The organism is Enterococcus ureilyticus, assembly GCF_001730315.1.
GTDB classification, from domain to species: domain Bacteria; phylum Bacillota; class Bacilli; order Lactobacillales; family Enterococcaceae; genus Enterococcus_L; species Enterococcus_L ureilyticus.
On the sequence record NZ_MIKC01000012.1, the window covers coordinates 170,072 to 188,816 of the forward strand.

An 18,745-nucleotide genomic window follows, 5' to 3' on the forward strand; every position below is an offset into this window, starting at 1 on the left:
ATTATTCTAAATCGATGATTGCTTACTTAATATGTTTTTGGGAGGTTTTTAAGTAGTGAAGAAAATAATGCCAGCCAATTATTTGACAGTAGAAAATTTTGAACGTTATAGACGAATTATGGGGCGTTTTTATCAACGTCATCGTCAAATGCAAGGTTCTTTATATCGACCAGAAGTAATAGAAATGATGCAGCAAGACTATTCGGAAGAGTATGGCGCATTAGAAGTTGATCAGGATTTGGAAAATTTAGTCTCATGGGGAAATTTAGAGAAGCAGCAAGAGATGATCCAACCTCGATCTATTGAAGAGTGGCGTAACAAAAATTTCCGCTATCAAATCACTGAAGCGGGTGTACTAGTGGAAGAAATGGTCTATCAAATAACACATTCTAAGCAAGTTTCAAAAGGGGCGCTAGATGAAGGGGACTTCCGTAGATTATTACAATTATTAACAGATTTAATTAATAATGCTGGAGATCCAGTAGAATTATGGTTGGACATTCGTGCCGAGTTTGGGCAGATTCGTAAAAAAACAGCAAATTACATCCGCTATATTACAAGTCCAGAAGTTGATAGTCGAATGAAAACAGAAGCTTTTCTCATTTATAAAGATAATTTCATGAACTATTTGCGGGAATTTATTGTTAGTGTACAAAATCTTTATTTTCGATTTCAAGAAGTGATTCAAAAATTTTCAACTATCAATCAGCAGGAGTTAATTGCTGGTTTATATTTAAAAGAACAAGAAGTTCCTATTTTTGATGGCATTACTGAATCTGAGGTAGCTGATCAAGTAGTTGGGGAAATGAATGCACTTCATGATTGGTTTATAGGTGGTGGGCAACGACCTAGTGAATATGATAACTTGATGGAGCAAACCAATCAAATGATCGCCAAGATCACAAACTTGATTTATTATTTTGGACAGGAAATTAGACAATATCAAAGTCGGAAAAAGGATTATCTTCATCTAGCAAGTTGGTTTGCCCAAGTAGAGGAGTTGTCAGAAGCACAGAAAATGTATGCTGGAATTTTTGGTTTAGAGCATTCTCGTCATTTTTATGTGACTGAAGGTACCGATGCAACAAGCAATCGGGAAAATAGTTGGACATTAACTCCAGGAACTCTTTTTCTTAATAAACGAGGACATGGAGCGCGTCAGGAAAGGAAGGCTTCTAGTTTCAAAATGAATGTGGCTGCTCAGTTTGAAGCACAAGAACAGTATCGTCAGGGAGTTTTAGCACAGCGTGAACGGATTGATAGCTATTTCAAGGAGGGCATACTTGAATTTTCAACGCTTGATCGATTAGATGCTGGAGCTCGTCAAATGTTTTTAAAATGGATTAGTAGTGCAATTTCTATGCAAGTACCTAATCATCAACAGATAGAAAAAATAGTACAGCAAACAATCGTAACTGAATTAGACTTTGAGGTTACGATTAAAATCGACTTGAGTCAAAGTATTGAAGTAGGATGTGTTGATGGTCAGCTAACTATGCCTTATGTCGTGATGGAAAGGGTGGAAGGATGAAACCAGAAGAGTTTGGATTGGCGTTAAAATTGTTAGTTGAAAATTTTTGGATTATTCGAGAAGACCAACCAGAAAATTACAATTTTTTACGTCGCCATCAGCAGTATATTCAACGAGAATTCCGACAACGTTTTGGGTTAAATGTTACGATTCGTCCTCAATACATACAGGTGCTAAAACGTCCGTTTCAATTAGAAGCATGGATGGGCAATCATGAATTCACCATGCCTATGGATTTTTCTTTATTTTGTTGTGGTATGGCTTATGTGGAGGAACTGGAAACAGATGCGCCTTTTATGATGCATGAGCTTGTACAGGGTATTCAACTCATGATTCCTGAAGCCTTGATTATAGATTGGACAAATTATAATCATCGTAAGAGTTTAGTCCGAGCTGTAAAAAAAATGGAGCAATTACGGTTAATTAAGAGAATTGAAGGAGAAGTGTCAGCTTTTGAGCAAGGGGAAGACAACACAGAGATTTTATTTATGACGACACCAATGGCTCGTGCTTTCTTGGCAAGAGCACCACAGTCTTACACACAGTATGAGTCCTTTGGTGAATTTAAAGTAGACTTAGAGGAGAGTCGCAGCAGTCTAGAACGAAATCAAGTGATTTATCAACGATTGTTAATGACACCTCAGATTAAGCGAACGGCTCAAAATGAAAATATTTTTGCTTTAATGAGAAATTATTACCGTTATACTCAGGAATATGTTGAAAGCAATACACCCTTTCATTTTGAACTTTATAGAGATTATGCGGCTTTTACATTGGAACAGCGAGATAATTGGCAGGAATTATTCCCTAGTAGACAAGTAGTGGATGAGATTTTAATACAATTAGCCACGGTTTTACGGCAGGATGAATTCGTTCCAACAGCTTACGGAGAGGTCTACTTGACAGAGGATCAATGGCGTAGTCTTGTGAAAGAACTGCAAGCAAATTATTGCATTTTTTGGTCAAAGGAGTTCAAAGAGAAGTCTTTAAGTCAGCTATCTGACACTTTATTTCATCGAGGCGCTTCTTGGGGGATGTTTGAGTGCGTAGAAGATAAGATAATTATTCAACCAGCTTTTGGTCGTTTAGTTGCGGAAATGAGGAAAGAAAATGACGAATAGATGGGTAATGAATCGAGTGGGCCTGCTAAATTTTTGGTATTATACAAAAGAAACGTTTGAATTAGCAGAAGGCCGAATGCTTCTTAGAGGGACAAATGGGTCGGGAAAGTCATTGACAATGCAAAGTTTATTTCCAGTGCTATTTGATGGAGACACCAGTGCCTATCGTTTGGATTCTTTTGGTTCCAGAGATCGAAAAATGGAAGATTATTTATTAGGTGAAAAAGGGGTTTCTCAACGAGATGAAGGGATAGGCTATCTATTTTTAGAAGTAAAACGGGAAACTAGAGAGGAATATTTGACTGTTGGGATTGGCATGCATGCGAATCGAGGCGGAACGCTCAAAAAATGGTTTTTTGCTATTGAAAATAATCAGCGAGTGGGCAAAGATTTTGAGCTTTATGAAGAACTTCATCGAGATGAATTGACACCTTTAACCAAAGCAAAATTAAAGAATCGTTTAGCGGGAAAAGGCCGCATTTTTGAAACACAAAGAGAGTATAAGCAATTTGTTAATCAGCGGATTTTTGGATTTGATCATTTAGATCAGTTTGATGAATTGATTACGTTATTGTTGCAGCTACGTTCTCCAAAACTATCTAAGGATTTTCGTCCATCTGTGATTTATGGCATTTTGCGTAACTCTTTACCAAAAATGAAAGAAGACGAATTATTGACATTGTCGAAAACGATTGAAAAATTGGATCTTCATCGAGAACGTTTGGAAGATTTAACCCGTGAAATGAAAGAACTAAATTCTTTTGCTAAAAATTATCATAATTGGCATGATGAATTAGTCTCTCAAATTGCTGGAAAGTGGTACCAGCTTTTTAATGATATGAAACAATTAGAGAAACAAGTTGCTGAACTTAAACAACAATTGGAAAATCATAACATAGATTTATTGGAAAACAGGAAGAATTTTGAGAGAAATGAGCAGGAAGTAGAGGCCTTGACAGCCACTATCTCACAATTAAGTCAGCACGAAGGAATGAATTTAGTCCATCAGGGGTTAGAACTCAACAAGCGACTTACTCAAACATCAGAGGATTTAGCTTATACGAAAGAGCAATTGGTGAAAAAACAACAGATAGTGAAAGAGCAACAAATGGAATTGGAAAATCGAAAATATTTACAGGAGGAGCTTTGCAATGATTTAGAAGAACTAATTCAAGATAACCAACAATATCTTTCTTATTTGCGTTTTGAAGAGTTAGATAGTTCCTATTCAGAAAAGTTACGTACAACCATTACAACCTTTGAACGAAAATATTGGTTAGAACAAGTTCGTCAAAAACAAAGTCATTTCCGAGAAATATTGCAGATGTTATCGAAATTGGTACATTTAGAGAATCAGAAGGTGGATCTGGAACGCTTGGTTGGTAATGTGCAGCAAGAACTGGATGAGTTGCAACGGGATCTTCGGCATTGGCAACAAACACGACTCGATGAGCTAGAAAAGTGGAAATTAGCGATTGATGACTGGTTGACTAGGTCTCCATTTCAATTATCAAAGAATCAATATCATGAGTTGCTTTATTGCATTGATAGTCTGTTGGAAACAGAAGAGCGTGAGGAAGTTGTTCTATCTCCTTTGACAGTTTCTTATCAGGAGACGTTGAAAAAGGAGCAATTAGCATTAGTACCTTTGGAATCTCGTTTAGAAGAAAATCAAACTAAAATTGAGGATATTCAACTGGAGATTGAAGAATGGAAAGGGCAGAAAGCGCCTAAACCATATCAGAATGAAGGGCGAAAAAACAATCGAAAGAGCTGGAGTGAGGCTGCTAAGTATGTTTTATTTTATGAAGGGGTAGACTTTCAAGCAAATGTAACAGAAGAAGAACGAAATTGCATCGAAGGAGCTTTATTCACGTCAGGTATTTTAGATAGTGTCATTAGTGAGGAAGCGTTACAATTGGCAGATGACTGGATGATTAAATCCAACCCACAGTTAATGTCTTCTACTTTAGCGAGCGTTTTGACTGTAAATTCAGATTTGCCTCTTGAGTTGCAGCGTCAGGTTGCAAATGTGCTAGATAGTATCTTTTACAATGAGATGAACCCGATGATAGACTTACCAATAATACATCAAGATGGCCGTTTTCAGATTGCCAACCTTAGTGGTGAAATGCCTGTTGATTATAAGGCTTCCTTTATTGGGGTTGCCAGTCAAGAACGATATCGTCAGGAGCAAATCCAGAGACTGAAAACAGAGATTCAGCAATTAGAAGAAGCAAATCAGGAGCTTTCTACTCAAATTAGAGAACAAAAGCATAAGCTTCAATTAATTGAAGAAGCTTATCAAGAGCGTCCTAGAGGAACAGAAGTGTATCAAACATATATGGAAACAAAAAATTTGGCGCTAGCATTAACAGTTAAGGAAAAGGAATTGACTGTTAAAAATGTTGAATTAAAGGCTTTGCAACAGAAATATTTAATGATAAAGACGCAAATAACGGAGAAAGCAGCTGGAGATCAACTGAATCAAAAAGAGGAAACGTATGAAGAGGCGTTACAATATGCACTAAACTATGAACAGAACCTTCATGAGGCTTTCAGTAAATCATCAGAACTCTATCGGCAACAGGAAATGCTAGAGACCATTGCTTCTCATGTTAGTAACTATCAAGAAGAAGAGCTTATTTTGTTGGATAAAGTGAGTGTGTTAATAGGTGAAATAACTAAATTGGAACGACTAATTAAAGAGAACGAAGCACAGCAGCAAATTATTAATGTTGCAGAACTCACTGCTAAATTGACGGCAGCAACAGAGGAGCAACAGCAGTACCAACAAGAAATCAAACAGTTAAATCAAGAGCAAATTAAGTTAGAAAAGGCTAGGACAAAAATTACAGGGGATATAGAGCATGAAGACCTTCGCTTGGTTCAATTAATCAAGTTAGAAAGTAATTGGCGTGCTCTATTTGAAAAAGAGCTACAAAGATTCAATCTTCCAAGCACGGATCTATTAATGATCGCTAAGAAGCAAGGCAAAGAATTAAATGTGAAAGATTTGAAAAGGCTAGAAGATCGTTTTTCAACTCAGTTTAGTTTTATCGCAGATCAATTACAGAGTTATCGACCTGAGTTGGTGAATGTTAGTGGAGTGGACTTGTCAGCGGAAGAAGAACAAGGATTGGGCGAATTTGCTTCCTTTAATCACAATAAGGAACCAAGATTTTTAGAAGATGGACAGTTAACCACAACTAGTGAGTTGCTGGAGCGACTGAAAGAACAGCGATTGACATTACAGGAGTTATTGAAGAAGGATGATGAGCAGCTCTTTAAAAAGGTTATTTTGGAATCTGTGGGAAAAGTCCTTCGGATCCGCATTCAGCAAGCCCAGCAGTGGGTAGCGCAGATGAACGAACTGTTGCAAGAACAAAAAAATTCTTCAGGATTATCTTTAAGTATTAGCTGGAAAGGAGTTTCTGCTAATTCTGACCATGATCTTAGCACCAATCAACTTGTTCGTCTATTAGAAAAACCAACGGAACTCTTGTCAGAAGATGATCGAGAGCTAGTTTCTCGCCATTTTCAGGAAAAAGTTCGTTTAGCTCAAGAACAATTACACAATGAACCAGATGATCGAAGTACTTTATTCCAAGCCATTGCAAGTGTGTTAGATTATCGAGATTGGTTTGAATTTGAGCTGAAATATAAGCGGGCAAATGAAGGCTATCAGCCTCAACCATTAACTGATCGTCGTTTTAATCAATTCTCTGGAGGAGAAAAAGCGATAGCAATGTATTTACCGCTATTTGCTGCAACTTATTCTCGTTATGAAGATGCTGGAGAGCAATGTCCTCGAGTCATTACCTTGGATGAAGCTTTTGCAGGAATTGATGATCAAAATATTGCAGAGCTTTTTAAAGCCTGTGAGCAGCTTAATTTTAACTATGTGATGAATTCACAGGCACTTTTTGGGGATTACCCTACTGTTTCTAAATTAGCGATTTATGAACTGTTACGACCACAGAATGTCAATTTTGTTACAACAATCTGCTATTATTGGGATGGACAAAAGAAGCATTTGCTAACAGGAGGTGAGGAACTTGTCTGATCCTAAAGAATACTTTAAACAACCTGTTTTTCATTTGTTGGGTAAGGAATTATTGCGTCGGTACTGGTTGAACGGAGCATTTGGAAATAGTGTTGGCTTGTCTCTTTTTAGTAAAGTAGACACTGATCCATTGCGATCTTTTCTTGGCATGACAGTACTTTCTTGGGATCAAAAGAAACGAATTCAGATTGTAGATTTAGAGCAAGCTTTTGTAGAAAGTATCTTAGAATGGTCATTATCAGATTTTGTTGTTTTCATTACAAAGAAACCATTAGCTTTAAAAGCAACGTTTGAACAGTCAGAAGCACTTGCTTTTGAACATTTTAAAGCGACTGTAAACACAATTGATGCTAGCTTTACCTCATTACTAACAGAGCGTCAACTGAAAGAGTGGTGGAAGAAGAAACTGCCGAATTTGCTTATCTTTAATCAAGTATCAAACGCTATAAAAAGCTTGCCTAAAAATGATTTTTTACGCTTGCCAGTATTTGCTTATAAAGTTACAGGTTTGCCACATGCATTTGATGAAAATAATGATGGCGGAGTGTTATTTTTACAAATGCTGACAGCAATGTCAAATCAACTGCTAGAGAATCAAATTGAGCTGGAAAAAGCGGAGCAACGTCATGGTTTACTAAATGAATTTTACTTATTGAAGGATGACATTATGAATTATGCAGCTATCCGAGGATTGACTGCACGAGATGCAAAAAATAAAGAAAATCAAATGTGGCGACAGGCTTGTATTGAAGGAATTAGTTGGAATGTTCCTTTAAAAGAAATTTTACGAATGACGACGATTCATCCCTATATTGGTGAAAAGGTTTTGGTAGTAGAGAACTCTGGTATTTACTCGATTTTAGTGGAATTACTACCAGAGGTGCCAATTCTTTGCTCTAGTGGCCAATTCACCTTTGCTATTTGGCAGTTATTGCGTAAAATAGCATCTACTGGAACCGGTATCTATTATAGCGGTGATATTGATCCAGAAGGTTTAGGAATGGCTCAAAAATTGAAAAACACTTTTGGTTCTCAATTAAAAATTTTAGGAATGAACCAACAAAATTTTAAATTAGTAAAATCTGACTTGACTATGAGTAACAGCCGATTGAAGAAACTAGATAGTCTTAAGGATTATCAATTAGTAATGCTAGGAAAGTTGATTCATGAAGAACAAAAAGTTGCCTATCAAGAGGGCTTCTTACAAGAATTGATAAAAGAGATTATTTGTGAATTTAGAGATGAGACATAGTAGCGGTTAAGGTTATCATTAATAATCAGTGATTTGGTTTTTGATGCTTTGCTGGAGCTACTGATACCTCTTGTATTGAAATGTTATCCATTAATCAATGTTGTAAAGTATTTTAATTATTTTTCTCTTCATCTTTCTTTTACTTAAGATAAATTAATTACCTTATTGACTGTAAATTTAGCTGTATCAGATAATGAAAATATCTTTTTTGTCAATAAAAAGCTAATTTTTACAATATGAATTTCTAATTCTTTTTCAGTGAGGCCTAATTTTTTTGTAAGTTCTTTAGTGAGTGTATATTAAAAAGTATTTGATTTTAAAAAATATATTTTGTGTTATAATAGTTATAAATTACTTTTTGTTTATAATAGGGGGGATTTTATGGATAATTCATTTAGATTTAGTGAAGATGCTATAGCAGAAATGTTTGGTCATGAGGCTGCTGAAGATGAGGATAGAAGTAGATTAATGGAATATTATGTTAAGTCAGATGTATACTCAACGATGCGGAGTAATCGTAGATTATTAATTTTAGTGGGACATAAAGGTGTTGGGAAATCTGCTTTACTGAACATTATGGAGGAAGAAGATAAAGAAAATAAAATAATAGCATTGAAAATACAGCCAGATGATGTGTTGCAAATTGATATGACTAAAGAAGTTTTTTTAAGAAAGATTTCAATTTGGAAGGAAGGCTTATCCAATCTATTAGTTACAGAGTTGCTAAACCAATCGTTAATGTTTGTTGATGAATTTACTACTGAAGATTCAATATTCAGGAAAGTAATTGATGTTTCAAAAAATATTTTTGGAAAAAAGATTGAAGATTTTCAAGATAAAAAAATTGGATTTAATAGTAATGAATTCATTATGTTAATAAATAAACTAGGTTTTACTAATGAAAAAATTATGATCTATTTAGATGATTTAGATAGGGGATGGAAAAATTCTAAAAATGATATTGAAAGTCTATCTGCTATGATAAATGCTATTAGAGATTTAAGTAGAGAATTAAAAAATGTACATTTTAGAATTTCGTTAAGGTCAGATATTTACTATTCTGTTAGAACATCTGATGAAACAACAGATAAAATAGATGGTAGCGTAGTTTGGCAATCATGGACTAATCATCAAATTCTTGTTATGCTTATTAAAAGAATAGAAACTTATTTTTCTAGAAATGTAGATGAAAGTAAATTGCTGAGCAAATCTCAAGATGAGTTAAGTTCATATCTTATTCCGGTGTTTGAAGAACGTTTTAAAGGAAAAGGACATTGGAAAAATGCACCAATCTATAGGGTTATAATGTCGCTTATTAGGAAGAGACCTAGAGACATGATAAAATTATGTACGTTGGCTGCAAGAAGTTCAATTATAAATGATCATTTAAAGATAATGACATTTGACTTAGAAAGTAATTTTCGAAACTATTCAAATGACAGATTAATGGATACATCTACTGAATATCAAGCTGAATTTTCTAATGTAAGAGATTTGTTACTGAAAATGAAACCTTCTAGAAATGAATTAAAAAAAGATAATCCTTCTTTGTTTACAAGAGAAGAATTAATAAAAAAAATAGAAAATATCTTGTCTATGAGCTCATATTATTTTAGTAATGGAGATGAAGTTAATCCAGAAAGGGTAGCTGCATTTTTATATAAGATAAATTTTATTACTGCAAGAAAAAGTTTATCTAATGGTGAAATTCAACGTGTTTATTATGATGAAAATCAATATATATATAATTCATTTACTGATTTTGGTTATTCTTATGAAATTCATCCAGCTTATCGTTGGGCGTTACAGCCGGACTCAATTGATAATTTGTTTAATCAAATAGAATTAATAGATTAAAATATTTTTAAGTATTAATAGAATATATTAATAAAAAATCCTATTAATGTAATAACTAGAAGGAAGTTAAAAAAATTGAATAAACAGAAATTTGGGCTCGTATTACCCATAATATTACTAGCTTACTTTTTGATATTAATGGATAACTCAATTATTATTACAAATTCAGTTCAGATAGGACAAAGTTTAGGACTCTCTGCTACAACTCTTTTATGGATATCGAGTGCTTATACGCTCACGTTTAGTGGCTTTTTACTTTTAAGCGTACGTCTTCAGCATAACTAAAGTCGCAAAAGCAATCATTAGCGTTAGTGCTTCAAAAACGGACATGCTTATTCCTTTCTAGGGATAAAGCCGAGAACCGCAGGCATCACCCCTTTATCAAAAAGTTAGCCACCATCTTTACACTATAAAAATACGCAAAAAATACAGAATTTTGATGAATCTTTTGCGATTTATTTTTTGCTTCAAAAATACTGACAATCAAAAAAAATTGTGTTACGATTATAAATGAAAAGAGGTGGGAAACCCCGCCTCTCCTGTAGACCCGTTCAAAAGACGGTGGCTATCGTTAAATGTTTTGACCATCTAATTACTGTCCAAAGTAAAGGTTAGATGGTTATTTTTTTGGTCTATTTTTATCCATCAATAGCACAACTAAAGTTGCAAAGGCAATCATTAGCGTTAGTGCTTCAAAAACGGACATGCTTATTCCTTTCTAGGGATAAAGCCAAGAACCATAGGCATCACCCCTTTATCAGAGAGTTAGCCACCATCTTTTTTACTTTTATACACTATAAAAATACGCAATCCATCTATCAATTGATGATTTTTTTACAATAAACCATTAAAAATCAGTCGAAGCGGCCAATTCAGTTTGCTTTTTAAAATCTGCCACTCGTTTTTCCAATGTTTGAATTGTACTATCCAAGGCTTGTGATCCTAGAACCATCCGTAATGGAGCAGGTTCAATCGCCGCACTTTCAATAATTTTTGTTGCCATTCTTTCTGGATCACCAGCGGCCAATCCATTTACTGGGTCTAACATAGTTAAAAAGGCATACGCTGGATTATTGTCATATTCAGGCATCAATTCAGCAACTTGTGCACTGCCATAGTGGAATTCTGTACGTGCATCACCAGGTTCAACAATCGTTACGCCAATATTAAATGGCGCTAATTCTTGAGCGACAGACTCGCAAAAACCTTCGATTCCCCATTTAGTCGCATGATACATAGAATTTCCAGCAAAAGCGACTTGTCCACCATATGAAGAAATTTGAATGATGCGACCAGCTTGTTGCTCACGCATAAAAGGAGTCACAGCACGTATCATTTGAATAGAACCTGTTAAATTAGTTGCGATAATTTTAGCTGCCTCTTGATCCGTTAATTCTTCCGCCGCTCCAAATAAGCCGTAACCAGCATTATTTACAAGCACATCGATTGCGCCATATTTTTCATAGACTTTATCTACCAATTTTTGATACCAGTTGCATCGTTTACATCTAAAAATTCTCGATCAAAGGTTTCTGGATATTGTGCCATTAAGTCTTGTACAGTTGTATCCTTGCGTACCGTCCCGATAACAGTTTGTCCATTCGCCAATAATTGCTTTGTTAATTCTAAGCCAAATCCGCTGCTGACACCAGTAATTAGCCAAGTTTGTTTTTTCATATTGCATTCCACAAATTGTTCATTCTGGGGCTAGTTTATCTCTTTAAGTAGACTCTAAGTCAATAAGAAAGTTTGTAAAAGAGGCTAAGTTTGTTTTATAATGAAAATGAAGTAGACGAGCTAAGGAATGCGTGGAGGAGGAATGGGGCATGAATATAAAGAAAGTAAGTGAACTAAGTGGGGTGTCTGCAGATACCATCAGGTATTATGAGCGAATTGGGTTGATTCCACCTGTCAAACGTAATGATAATGGGATTCGTAATTTTGATGAAGAAGATTTGCGTTGGATTGTTTTTAGTAGACAAATGAGAAATGCGGGCTTATCTATTGAATCGTTAGTGGAATATTTAACCTTATTTCAAGTGGGCAGTAAAACAGTGCCTGCTCGTAAAGAAATTATTGCAGATCAAATTGAGGAATTGAAAGAAAAAGCCTCGGAATTAAATACAGCTATTGAACGGTTAGAGTTTAAATTAGCCAACTATGATGAGCATATGATCCCAGCTGAAAATGCCTTAAGAGATTTTAATATGAATAGATAATAGCAAATGAATGGCTTCTAAATCGTGTCTTTCTTCTAAATTTTATAGAGGAAGTCTGATTTAGAAGTTTTTTGTTTATTTTAACAAATCCCTTGACTTGGAGTGAACTCCAAGAGCTAAACTGTTGTTGTTAGTAAGAAAAAGTGCTCATTTATGATACTGCTTTTAAATCGAGGAGGAATGCTATGTTAATCAGTCAAACTGCACAGAAGAATCATGATGAATTATTTCCAAACCATGAGTCAGCATTAGCTAAAACGGATCCAGAATTTATTGAAATTTTTGACAATTTTACGTTCGATGAAGTGTTTCATTATTCAAACCTAGATGTAAGGTTACGTATGAAAGTAACGCTGGCCTCTTTAATCGCAATGCAATGTGTTAATGAGTATAAAGTAATGATGAATGCAGCTTTAAATGTGGGTGTTTCTCCAGTTGAGATAAAAGAAATTGTCTATCAAGCAGTGCCATATGCCGGTTTAGGGAAGGTGTTCGATTTCTTACACGCGACCAATGAAGAGCTGACCGAAAGAGGCAATTCACTTCCTTTGGAAAAACAAGGAACAACCACCAATAAAAATCGTTATGAAAAAGGCTTGGAAGTTGTACGGGAAGTTGCTGGAGATGCTGTGGATCAGATGCTCACAACGATGCCGGAAAATCAAAAACATTTTGCTACATTTTTAGCTGATAATTGTTTTGGTGATTATTTTACAAGAAATGGGCTAACATCGAAAGAACGTGAATTACTGATTTTCACAATGCTGGCTTCAATGGGTGGAGCGGATGCACAACTAAAAGGGCATATTCGCAACAATCAGCGTGTTGGCAATGAAAAGCCACTATTGATCGAAACGATTACCGTTCTACTACCATTTATCGGCTATCCAAGAACATTAACCGCATTAAATTGTATCAATGAAATATTACCCGAAGAAAACGAAAAATAAAATAGAGGAGGAAATACAATGGAATATGTAAAATTTGGCAATACAGGAATGGAAGTTTCAAGAATTTGTTTAGGGGCAATGGGCTTTGGTGATCCGAATAGTGGCTTTCACGAGTGGGTTTTAGAAGAGGAAGAAAGTAAAAAAGTTATCAAAAAAGCGTTAGATTTAGGGATTAATTTCTTTGATACTGCCAATGTTTATTCATATGGTGCAAGTGAACGAATTCTTGGTAAGGCACTGAATGAATATGCGAATCGTGATGAAATCGTGGTGGCGACCAAATTATTTACTACCATGAAAAAAGACGTTCCAAACAGTGGTGGACTTTCAAGAAAAGAAGTTTTCCATCAAATTGATGCGAGTTTAGAACGTTTAGGGATGGATTATGTTGATTTATACATTATTCATCGTTGGGATTACAACACCCCAATTGAAGAGACGATGGAAGCTTTACATGATGTCGTGAAATCTGGAAAAGCACGTTATATTGGTGCTTCTGCGATGTTTGCGTGGCAGTTTGCTAAAGCCCAAGCAGTAGCTGAAAAAAATGGTTGGACAAAATTCGTTTCCATGCAAGATCATTTGAATTTGTTATATCGTGAAGAAGAAAGAGAAATGCTACCGTTGTGTGAAGATCAAAAAATTGCGGTGACACCTTATAGTCCATTGGCCTCAGGTCGCTTAACCCGTGATTGGAGCGCGCAAACCAAACGTTTTGAAACAGATAAAACAGCGAGGTCAAAATATGATACAACAGCAGATCAAGATCGTATCATCGTTGAAAGAGTTGCTGAAATTGCGGAAAAACGTGGAGTGGAACGTGTCCAAGTGGCACTTGCTTGGTTGCTTCAAAAAGGGCCAGTTGTCGCACCGATTATTGGCGCAACAAAAGAAAGTCATTTGACGAATGCGATTCCTGCATTGGATTTAATTTTGACGGAAGAAGAAGTGCACTATCTAGAAGAACCTTATGTTCCTCATGTCATTGTTGGTCATAAATAAAAAAGAGAGTGATTTAGAAAGAGGGATTTAAGATAAAAATACTAATTTTAGGTGCAGCAGGTCAAATTTCAAAAATGGTTACAGAATTGATTTTAACAGAAACAGATCATGATCTTGTTTTATATGGTCGCAATCTTTCAAGTCGGATTTCTGTGAAAGATCCAACGAGAGAAGTCATTATTGAAGGTGATTTTAATGATCAAGACAAATTGAAAAAAGCCTTAATTGGAGTGGATATTGCGTATTTGAATGATATGAGTTCGCCAGCTGTAACCCAATCAATTGTGAAAGCAATGGAAGATTCAGGGGTAAATTATCTAATAGGAGCGAATGTTTTAGGCATTTACAATGAAGTTGCGGGGGCATTTGGGCGCTGGAATGCTAATATGGTTGGATCAGCTACCCATAGCTATTTAGCAGCAGCAGAAGCGCTAGAGCAGTCTTCGTTAGATTATGTCATTTTAAGATTAACTTGGTTATACAATCAAAAAGACAATGAAGACTATGACTTGACCCAAAAAGGTGAACCATTCATTGGTGCTCAAGTAACAAGAGAAGCTGTAGCTAGACTGATTATGACGATTATTCATGAGCCAGTTCAGTACGCGAAGACCAGTTTAGGTGTGAGCGAGCCTAATACTGATTGAGCAAAACCTTTTTTTATTAAGGGTGCACTGCATATGAATAGTAAAGAAATGAGCAAGCAAACCAATACGCCAATCAATACCATTCGTTATTTTGAGCGAATTGGCTTGATTCCACAGGTAAAGAAAAATCATGATGGATTAAGAGAGTTTACTGAAGATGATGCGGGTTGGATTTGTTTCATCAAGCAAATGAGGGAGGTTGGTCTTTCTGTCGAAGGATTGATCGAATATGTAACATTATCGAATCAACCAGAAAGAACAGTCCAAGCTAGAAAAGAACTACTGACTGAACAAAAAAATGAGTTGCAAGAACAAATCAATCGACTAGAAGCAGCAAAGGCTGAACTTCAAAGACGAATAGTAGCGAAATAAATCTAAAAAAAATTCTTTCTCGATCTAAAAAAAAGATCCGTTTATATTTGTGAAAACACTATAAAGAAAGTCAACAGTGCTATTAGCGAAAGAAGTCTTGTATACCAGCCAAAGAGCCTATAGCAACTACCGCGTTGTGATTGATATGGAAACCTTATAAGGTATAAAACGGTTCTTTTAGAAATTCGTTCTGTTTTATTGTAAAATAAACATGTGAACTTAAAAAGGAGAACCACAATGGAATTAAGAGAACTACGTTATTTTTGGACCGTTGCAGAAGAAAGGAATTTTTCTAAAGCAGCACAAGTTTTGCATATTACGCAACCAACTTTAAGTCGACAAATCAAAGAATTTGAAGAGAAATTAGGCACACCGCTTTTTATCCGAGAAAAAAGGCAATTGACTTTAACAGAAGAAGGATATTTTCTGAAAGAGCGAGCTGCTGAGATATTAACCTTAGCTGACCAAACAGAACGTGAATTTGAAGAACAGAGTAAAGGCTTTTTAAGTGGACATTTTTCAATTGGGTGTGTTGAAGCAGATAATTCAGATACGATGGCCATGATGTTGGAGGAATTGGTGAGCGATTATCCTCAAGTGACCTTTAATATTGTTTCGGGGACTAGCGATGATATTAGCGATAAACTGGAAAAGGGCATTTTGGACCTCGCTATTTTATTAGAACCGATTGCTACGCTTAACTTTGAAAAAATTATTTTGCCCAGAGAAGAAAAATGGGGTTTGTTAGTATCTAATGACTCTTTTCTTGCACAAAAAAAAGCTATCTGTCCCAATGATTTAGAAGGAATTCCACTATTAAGTTCTAATCGTTCAGAAGTTCAGTTGATGCTTGAAAGCTGGCTTGATAAGCCGTTAAAATCTTTAAATGTGGTTGGCACGTTTAATTTGATTTTTAATGTTTTTTCTTTAGTGGAAAATCGTGTGGGCTCTGCTTTAACGATTGAAGGCGCAACGACCAATGGGCAACATGAGGGGCTGACATTTGTCCCATTAGTTCCTGAGGTTAAAACAAATTGTGTCCTTGTTTGGAAAAAAAATCGAATTCAAACACCGGCAGTTAAAGAATTTATCCAACGATTTAACGATGCTTTTAAGGCATAGCAACTAGTGGATTTAGGCATTAGACGTGTAGAGAAGCAGGTTGTATCATTTACTTGTAAGTAGATGATGCAGCCTGTTTTTGCATAAGTAAAAGATAAAAGAAGGTGATCAAATGACTGCTATCATTTATTTTTCTCGACCTTTTGAAAATTTGATTGATGGAAAGAAGGAACAGCTGTCTGTTGGAAATACAAAAGTTGCTGCACAAAAAATTGCCGAGATACTCGATGTTGATGATTTTGAACTCATTCCAGAAATAGCCTATTCAAAAGCGTATCAAGCAGTGGTAGCTCAAGCGGAACAGGAAAAAATAACAAACGAGCGACCCAAATATCAACCTGTCTCCCTTAACTAAGCAAAACATCAAACGATTTATCTAGGGTATCCAAATTGGTGGGGGACTTTTCCGATGATCGTCGCAACTTTTTTAGAGGAAAATGATGTATCAGAAAAAAATATTTATCCTTTTTGCACCCATGAAGGCAGTGGAATGGGCAATAGTATTACTGATCTAAAGAAATTATGTCCTAATTCAACCATCCATATTGGGTTACCTATTCGTGGTTCTAGAGTTGAAAAATCAGATACCGCAATCAAAAATTGGTTACAACATGAACCCTCAGAAAACAAAGGAATTGGAGGAATAACAAATGGCAAAATTTGAAGAAGTAAAAAATGGTTTGATTTTTCCAGTGGGAGAAAAAAATGACGCATATGCGCAATACTTTATTGGTCAAAGCTATTTAAAGAATTTAATTGCAGATCCCGAAGTTAATGTAGGAGTAGGAAATGTCACATTCGAACCTGGTTGTCGCAATAACTGGCATATTCACCATGATGGTTTCCAACTGTTATTAGTAACGGGTGGCGAAGGCTGGTATCAAGAAGAGGGGAAGCCAGCGCAATTTTTAACTGCTGGAGATGTAATTGTTACTCATGATGGCGTGAAACATTGGCATGGTGCCGCAAAAAATAGCTGGTTTGAACATTTAGCAATTACAGCTGGTACGCCAGAATGGTTAGAACCTGTTTCAGATGAATTATACAATCAATTATAAAAATGAATAAAAGATGGGAGTCCTACCTAATGAAAAAACAAACAGCAGGAAGAGATCAATTAGGTGCATTTGCACCAAAATTTGCAGAATTAAATGATGATGTATTATTTGGTGAAGTTTGGTCTAGAGAAGAACAACTTTCGCCGCGTGATCGTAGCTTGATTACTTGTGCAAGCTTATTAACGCAAGACGTACCCCAATTAGAAGCCCATATGAACATCGCCAAACAAAATGGGGTGACAAAAGAAGAAATGGTGGAATTAATCACTCATTTAGCTTTTTATACAGGATGGCCAAAAGCATGGTCCGCGTTTGCTCTAGCAAAAGAAATTTTTGGTGAATAAAAATACGGACTATATTTTGCGTATTTTAAAGGAGACAACTTAGTGAATAAACTAACCAAGTTTTCATTATTATCTGTGTCATTACTTGTGGTATCGGGTGGCGCAATCGCTGCGAATATTCCAGCGATTATGACAGCTTATCCGACGATCAATCCTACTTTAGTAGAATTAATTACCACAATCCCTTCTTTGTTTATTATCTTAACCGTGCCATTTAGCCATATATTCGCTAAGAAATTTGGGTACAAGTTATCTGTACAAATTGGTATTGGTATTGTTTTAGGTACAGGGATTATACCTGTCTTTGTACAGTCCTTTTGGTTTTTATTTTTCAGCAGAATATTATTTGGGATTGGGATTGGATTATTTAATCCGCTACTCTTTTCTCTAGCTGGAAAAATGTACCAAGGAAAAGAACTTTCATCTGTGATTGGCTTTCAAAGTGCATTCGAAGGAATTGGCGGTATGGTCATTACGTTTACAGTAGGTCAATTGCTGGTAATGAACTGGCGGAGTTCGTTTTTAGCTTATCTGTTAGCTTTACCGATTTTACTTCTATTTTCATCTTTTGTACCAGATGTTGCTCTTGAAAATGAGGAGAATAAGAGCAAAACAAAGGATCAGACAATCAATCCTTCAACATATGGCTACATCGCTTTATTGATTCTAGTTGTAACAATTTATATGTCTGTTACCGTCAAAATCACCTCTTTGCTTCTTGAAAAAGGTTTTGGAAATGCAACAGATGGTAGCAATTTAATTGCCTTGGTAGGTTTAGGTGCCATGACCGCCGGTGCATTATTTGGGTCAATTGTTACAATAACAAAAAAATGGACATTATCACTATCCTTTTTTGTCTTAAGTTTATCAATGTTTGTGATTGCCTCTTCTCAAAATTTAGTGTCAATTTCAATTGCTGTAGTATTGTGCGGTTTTTCTTTCCGCACCTTTATCCCATATTTGTTTAATGAGGTGAATCAAGATACGAATGGCCAGTCAGAAAAGAGTACATCTTTGCTATTGATAGGCTTCAATATTGGCGCGGCTTTTGCTCCAATTTCGATTTCTCTATTAGGCAATATCCTTCCTTCTAACGAAAACACGGACATTTTTATGGTAGAAGGTATGATCATGATGTTGCTAGCTTTTTGTACTGTAATCAGCACCATAACAAAAAAACAAAAAATCAATGGAGGCAAGTAAA

The 18,745-nt window shown here is 35.7% G+C and carries 20 protein-coding genes and 1 pseudogene; 17 read left to right on the plus strand and 4 right to left on the minus strand.

The genetic code is table 11. The features are described 5' to 3' along the window. Nucleotides 1-55 precede the first annotated feature (55 nt). The 6 genes and pseudogenes from BCR24_RS07300 to BCR24_RS17050 form a co-directional block, all read left to right on the plus strand. Nucleotides 56-1,531, plus strand: a complete 1,476-nt coding sequence (locus BCR24_RS07300; RefSeq protein WP_069639891.1) for a TIGR02677 family protein — start codon at nt 56-58, stop codon at nt 1,529-1,531. Further along, nucleotides 1,528-2,652: a TIGR02678 family protein gene (locus tag BCR24_RS07305; RefSeq protein ID WP_069639892.1), complete on the plus strand. Its 1,125-nt coding sequence runs from the start codon at nt 1,528-1,530 to the stop codon at nt 2,650-2,652. The genes BCR24_RS07300 and BCR24_RS07305 overlap by 4 nt, the downstream gene beginning before the upstream one ends. After that, the gene (locus tag BCR24_RS07310; RefSeq protein WP_069639893.1) at nt 2,642-6,718 is read left to right on the plus strand and encodes a TIGR02680 family protein; all 4,077 of its coding nucleotides are present in this window, start codon (nt 2,642-2,644) and stop codon (nt 6,716-6,718) included. The genes BCR24_RS07305 and BCR24_RS07310 overlap by 11 nt, the downstream gene beginning before the upstream one ends. Continuing rightward, nucleotides 6,711-7,970: a DUF2399 domain-containing protein gene (locus BCR24_RS07315; protein ID WP_069639894.1), complete on the plus strand. Its 1,260-nt coding sequence runs from the start codon at nt 6,711-6,713 to the stop codon at nt 7,968-7,970. Before BCR24_RS07310 ends, BCR24_RS07315 begins: the two co-directional genes overlap by 8 nt. Nucleotides 7,971-8,351: 381 nt before the next feature. Further along, entirely contained in the window at nt 8,352-9,827 is a 1,476-nt protein-coding gene (locus BCR24_RS07320; RefSeq protein WP_069639895.1) for a P-loop ATPase, Sll1717 family, read from the plus strand. 75 nt (nt 9,828-9,902) lie between these two features. After that, nucleotides 9,903-10,100: pseudogene (locus BCR24_RS17050) on the plus strand (MFS transporter); the annotation flags it as partial. Here the strand turns inward: BCR24_RS17050 and BCR24_RS17390 are convergent. The 4 genes from BCR24_RS17390 to BCR24_RS17060 all read right to left on the minus strand — a co-directional run bounded on the left by BCR24_RS17390 (nt 10,086) and on the right by BCR24_RS17060 (nt 11,504). Beyond that, on the minus strand, nt 10,086-10,157 hold the full coding sequence (locus tag BCR24_RS17390; protein ID WP_379896720.1) for a putative holin-like toxin: 72 nt from the start codon (nt 10,155-10,157) through the stop codon (nt 10,086-10,088). The pseudogene BCR24_RS17050 and the gene BCR24_RS17390 overlap by 15 nt on opposite strands. A gap of 289 nt (nt 10,158-10,446) precedes the next feature. Beyond that, complete coding sequence (locus BCR24_RS17055; protein ID WP_275579387.1) at nt 10,447-10,533, minus strand: putative holin-like toxin; 87 nt, start codon at nt 10,531-10,533, stop codon at nt 10,447-10,449. Nucleotides 10,534-10,674: 141 nt separating this feature from the next. Continuing rightward, on the minus strand, nt 10,675-11,307 hold the full coding sequence (locus BCR24_RS07325; protein WP_239574039.1) for an SDR family NAD(P)-dependent oxidoreductase: 633 nt from the start codon (nt 11,305-11,307) through the stop codon (nt 10,675-10,677). Beyond that, nucleotides 11,301-11,504, minus strand: coding sequence for a Rossmann-fold NAD(P)-binding domain-containing protein (locus BCR24_RS17060; RefSeq protein WP_239574038.1), 204 nt, complete (start codon nt 11,502-11,504; stop codon nt 11,301-11,303). Before BCR24_RS17060 ends, BCR24_RS07325 begins: the two co-directional genes overlap by 7 nt. Before the next feature lie 149 nt (nt 11,505-11,653). On the opposite strand from BCR24_RS17060, the gene BCR24_RS07330 reads away from it, so the two are divergent. From BCR24_RS07330 to BCR24_RS07375, 11 genes are all read left to right on the plus strand, one after another. After that, nucleotides 11,654-12,046: a MerR family transcriptional regulator gene (locus BCR24_RS07330; protein WP_069639896.1), complete on the plus strand. Its 393-nt coding sequence runs from the start codon at nt 11,654-11,656 to the stop codon at nt 12,044-12,046. A 185-nt stretch (nt 12,047-12,231) separates the two neighbouring features. Next, complete coding sequence (locus BCR24_RS07335) at nt 12,232-12,996, plus strand: carboxymuconolactone decarboxylase family protein (RefSeq protein ID WP_069639897.1); 765 nt, start codon at nt 12,232-12,234, stop codon at nt 12,994-12,996. Nucleotides 12,997-13,014: 18 nt separating this feature from the next. Continuing rightward, entirely contained in the window at nt 13,015-13,998 is a 984-nt protein-coding gene (locus tag BCR24_RS07340) for an aldo/keto reductase (protein ID WP_069639898.1), read from the plus strand. 44 nt (nt 13,999-14,042) lie between these two features. Continuing rightward, nucleotides 14,043-14,645, plus strand: a complete 603-nt coding sequence (locus tag BCR24_RS07345; protein ID WP_280513422.1) for an NAD(P)H-binding protein — start codon at nt 14,043-14,045, stop codon at nt 14,643-14,645. Between the two features lie 33 nt (nt 14,646-14,678). Beyond that, a complete protein-coding gene (locus BCR24_RS07350; protein WP_069639900.1) occupies nt 14,679-15,017 on the plus strand; it encodes a MerR family transcriptional regulator in 339 nt (112 codons plus the stop codon). 237 nt (nt 15,018-15,254) lie between these two features. Next, nucleotides 15,255-16,139 (plus strand): LysR family transcriptional regulator, encoded by an 885-nt coding sequence (locus BCR24_RS07355; RefSeq protein WP_069639901.1) that lies wholly within the window; start codon nt 15,255-15,257, stop codon nt 16,137-16,139. Between the two features lie 112 nt (nt 16,140-16,251). Next, nucleotides 16,252-16,494 carry a hypothetical protein gene (locus BCR24_RS17065; RefSeq protein WP_239574037.1) on the plus strand — a complete coding sequence of 81 codons (243 nt, stop codon included), beginning with the start codon at nt 16,252-16,254 and terminating at the stop codon, nt 16,492-16,494. A 54-nt stretch (nt 16,495-16,548) separates the two neighbouring features. Then, nucleotides 16,549-16,803, plus strand: coding sequence for a flavodoxin (locus tag BCR24_RS17070; RefSeq protein ID WP_239574036.1), 255 nt, complete (start codon nt 16,549-16,551; stop codon nt 16,801-16,803). Then, on the plus strand, nt 16,790-17,197 hold the full coding sequence (locus BCR24_RS07365; RefSeq protein WP_069639902.1) for a cupin domain-containing protein: 408 nt from the start codon (nt 16,790-16,792) through the stop codon (nt 17,195-17,197). Before BCR24_RS17070 ends, BCR24_RS07365 begins: the two co-directional genes overlap by 14 nt. Before the next feature lie 29 nt (nt 17,198-17,226). Then, nucleotides 17,227-17,541: a carboxymuconolactone decarboxylase family protein gene (locus tag BCR24_RS07370; RefSeq protein ID WP_069639903.1), complete on the plus strand. Its 315-nt coding sequence runs from the start codon at nt 17,227-17,229 to the stop codon at nt 17,539-17,541. Nucleotides 17,542-17,583: 42 nt separating this feature from the next. Beyond that, nucleotides 17,584-18,744, plus strand: a complete 1,161-nt coding sequence (locus BCR24_RS07375) for an MFS transporter (protein WP_069639904.1) — start codon at nt 17,584-17,586, stop codon at nt 18,742-18,744. Nucleotide 18,745: the final 1 nt, after the last annotated feature.

Excerpts from the sequence above, each read along its gene's own strand:
- BCR24_RS07335 (WP_069639897.1), top strand. The coding sequence starts at position 12,232 with ATGTTAATCAGTCAAACTGCACAGAAGAATCATGATGAATTATTTCCA.
- BCR24_RS07305 (WP_069639892.1), top strand. The coding sequence starts at position 1,528 with ATGAAACCAGAAGAGTTTGGATTGGCGTTAAAATTGTTAGTTGAAAAT.
- BCR24_RS07370 (WP_069639903.1), top strand. The coding sequence starts at position 17,227 with ATGAAAAAACAAACAGCAGGAAGAGATCAATTAGGTGCATTTGCACCA.
- BCR24_RS07350 (WP_069639900.1), top strand. The coding sequence starts at position 14,679 with ATGAATAGTAAAGAAATGAGCAAGCAAACCAATACGCCAATCAATACC.
- BCR24_RS17065 (WP_239574037.1), top strand. The coding sequence starts at position 16,252 with ATGACTGCTATCATTTATTTTTCTCGACCTTTTGAAAATTTGATTGAT.
- BCR24_RS07320 (WP_069639895.1), top strand. The coding sequence starts at position 8,352 with ATGGATAATTCATTTAGATTTAGTGAAGATGCTATAGCAGAAATGTTT.
- BCR24_RS07365 (WP_069639902.1), top strand. The coding sequence starts at position 16,790 with ATGGCAAAATTTGAAGAAGTAAAAAATGGTTTGATTTTTCCAGTGGGA.
- BCR24_RS17070 (WP_239574036.1), top strand. The coding sequence starts at position 16,549 with ATGATCGTCGCAACTTTTTTAGAGGAAAATGATGTATCAGAAAAAAAT.
- BCR24_RS17055 (WP_275579387.1), bottom strand. The coding sequence starts at position 10,533 with ATGTCCGTTTTTGAAGCACTAACGCTAATGATTGCCTTTGCAACTTTA.
- BCR24_RS07355 (WP_069639901.1), top strand. The coding sequence starts at position 15,255 with ATGGAATTAAGAGAACTACGTTATTTTTGGACCGTTGCAGAAGAAAGG.
- BCR24_RS07330 (WP_069639896.1), top strand. The coding sequence starts at position 11,654 with ATGAATATAAAGAAAGTAAGTGAACTAAGTGGGGTGTCTGCAGATACC.
- BCR24_RS07340 (WP_069639898.1), top strand. The coding sequence starts at position 13,015 with ATGGAATATGTAAAATTTGGCAATACAGGAATGGAAGTTTCAAGAATT.
- BCR24_RS17060 (WP_239574038.1), bottom strand. The coding sequence starts at position 11,504 with ATGAAAAAACAAACTTGGCTAATTACTGGTGTCAGCAGCGGATTTGGC.
- BCR24_RS07310 (WP_069639893.1), top strand. The coding sequence starts at position 2,642 with ATGACGAATAGATGGGTAATGAATCGAGTGGGCCTGCTAAATTTTTGG.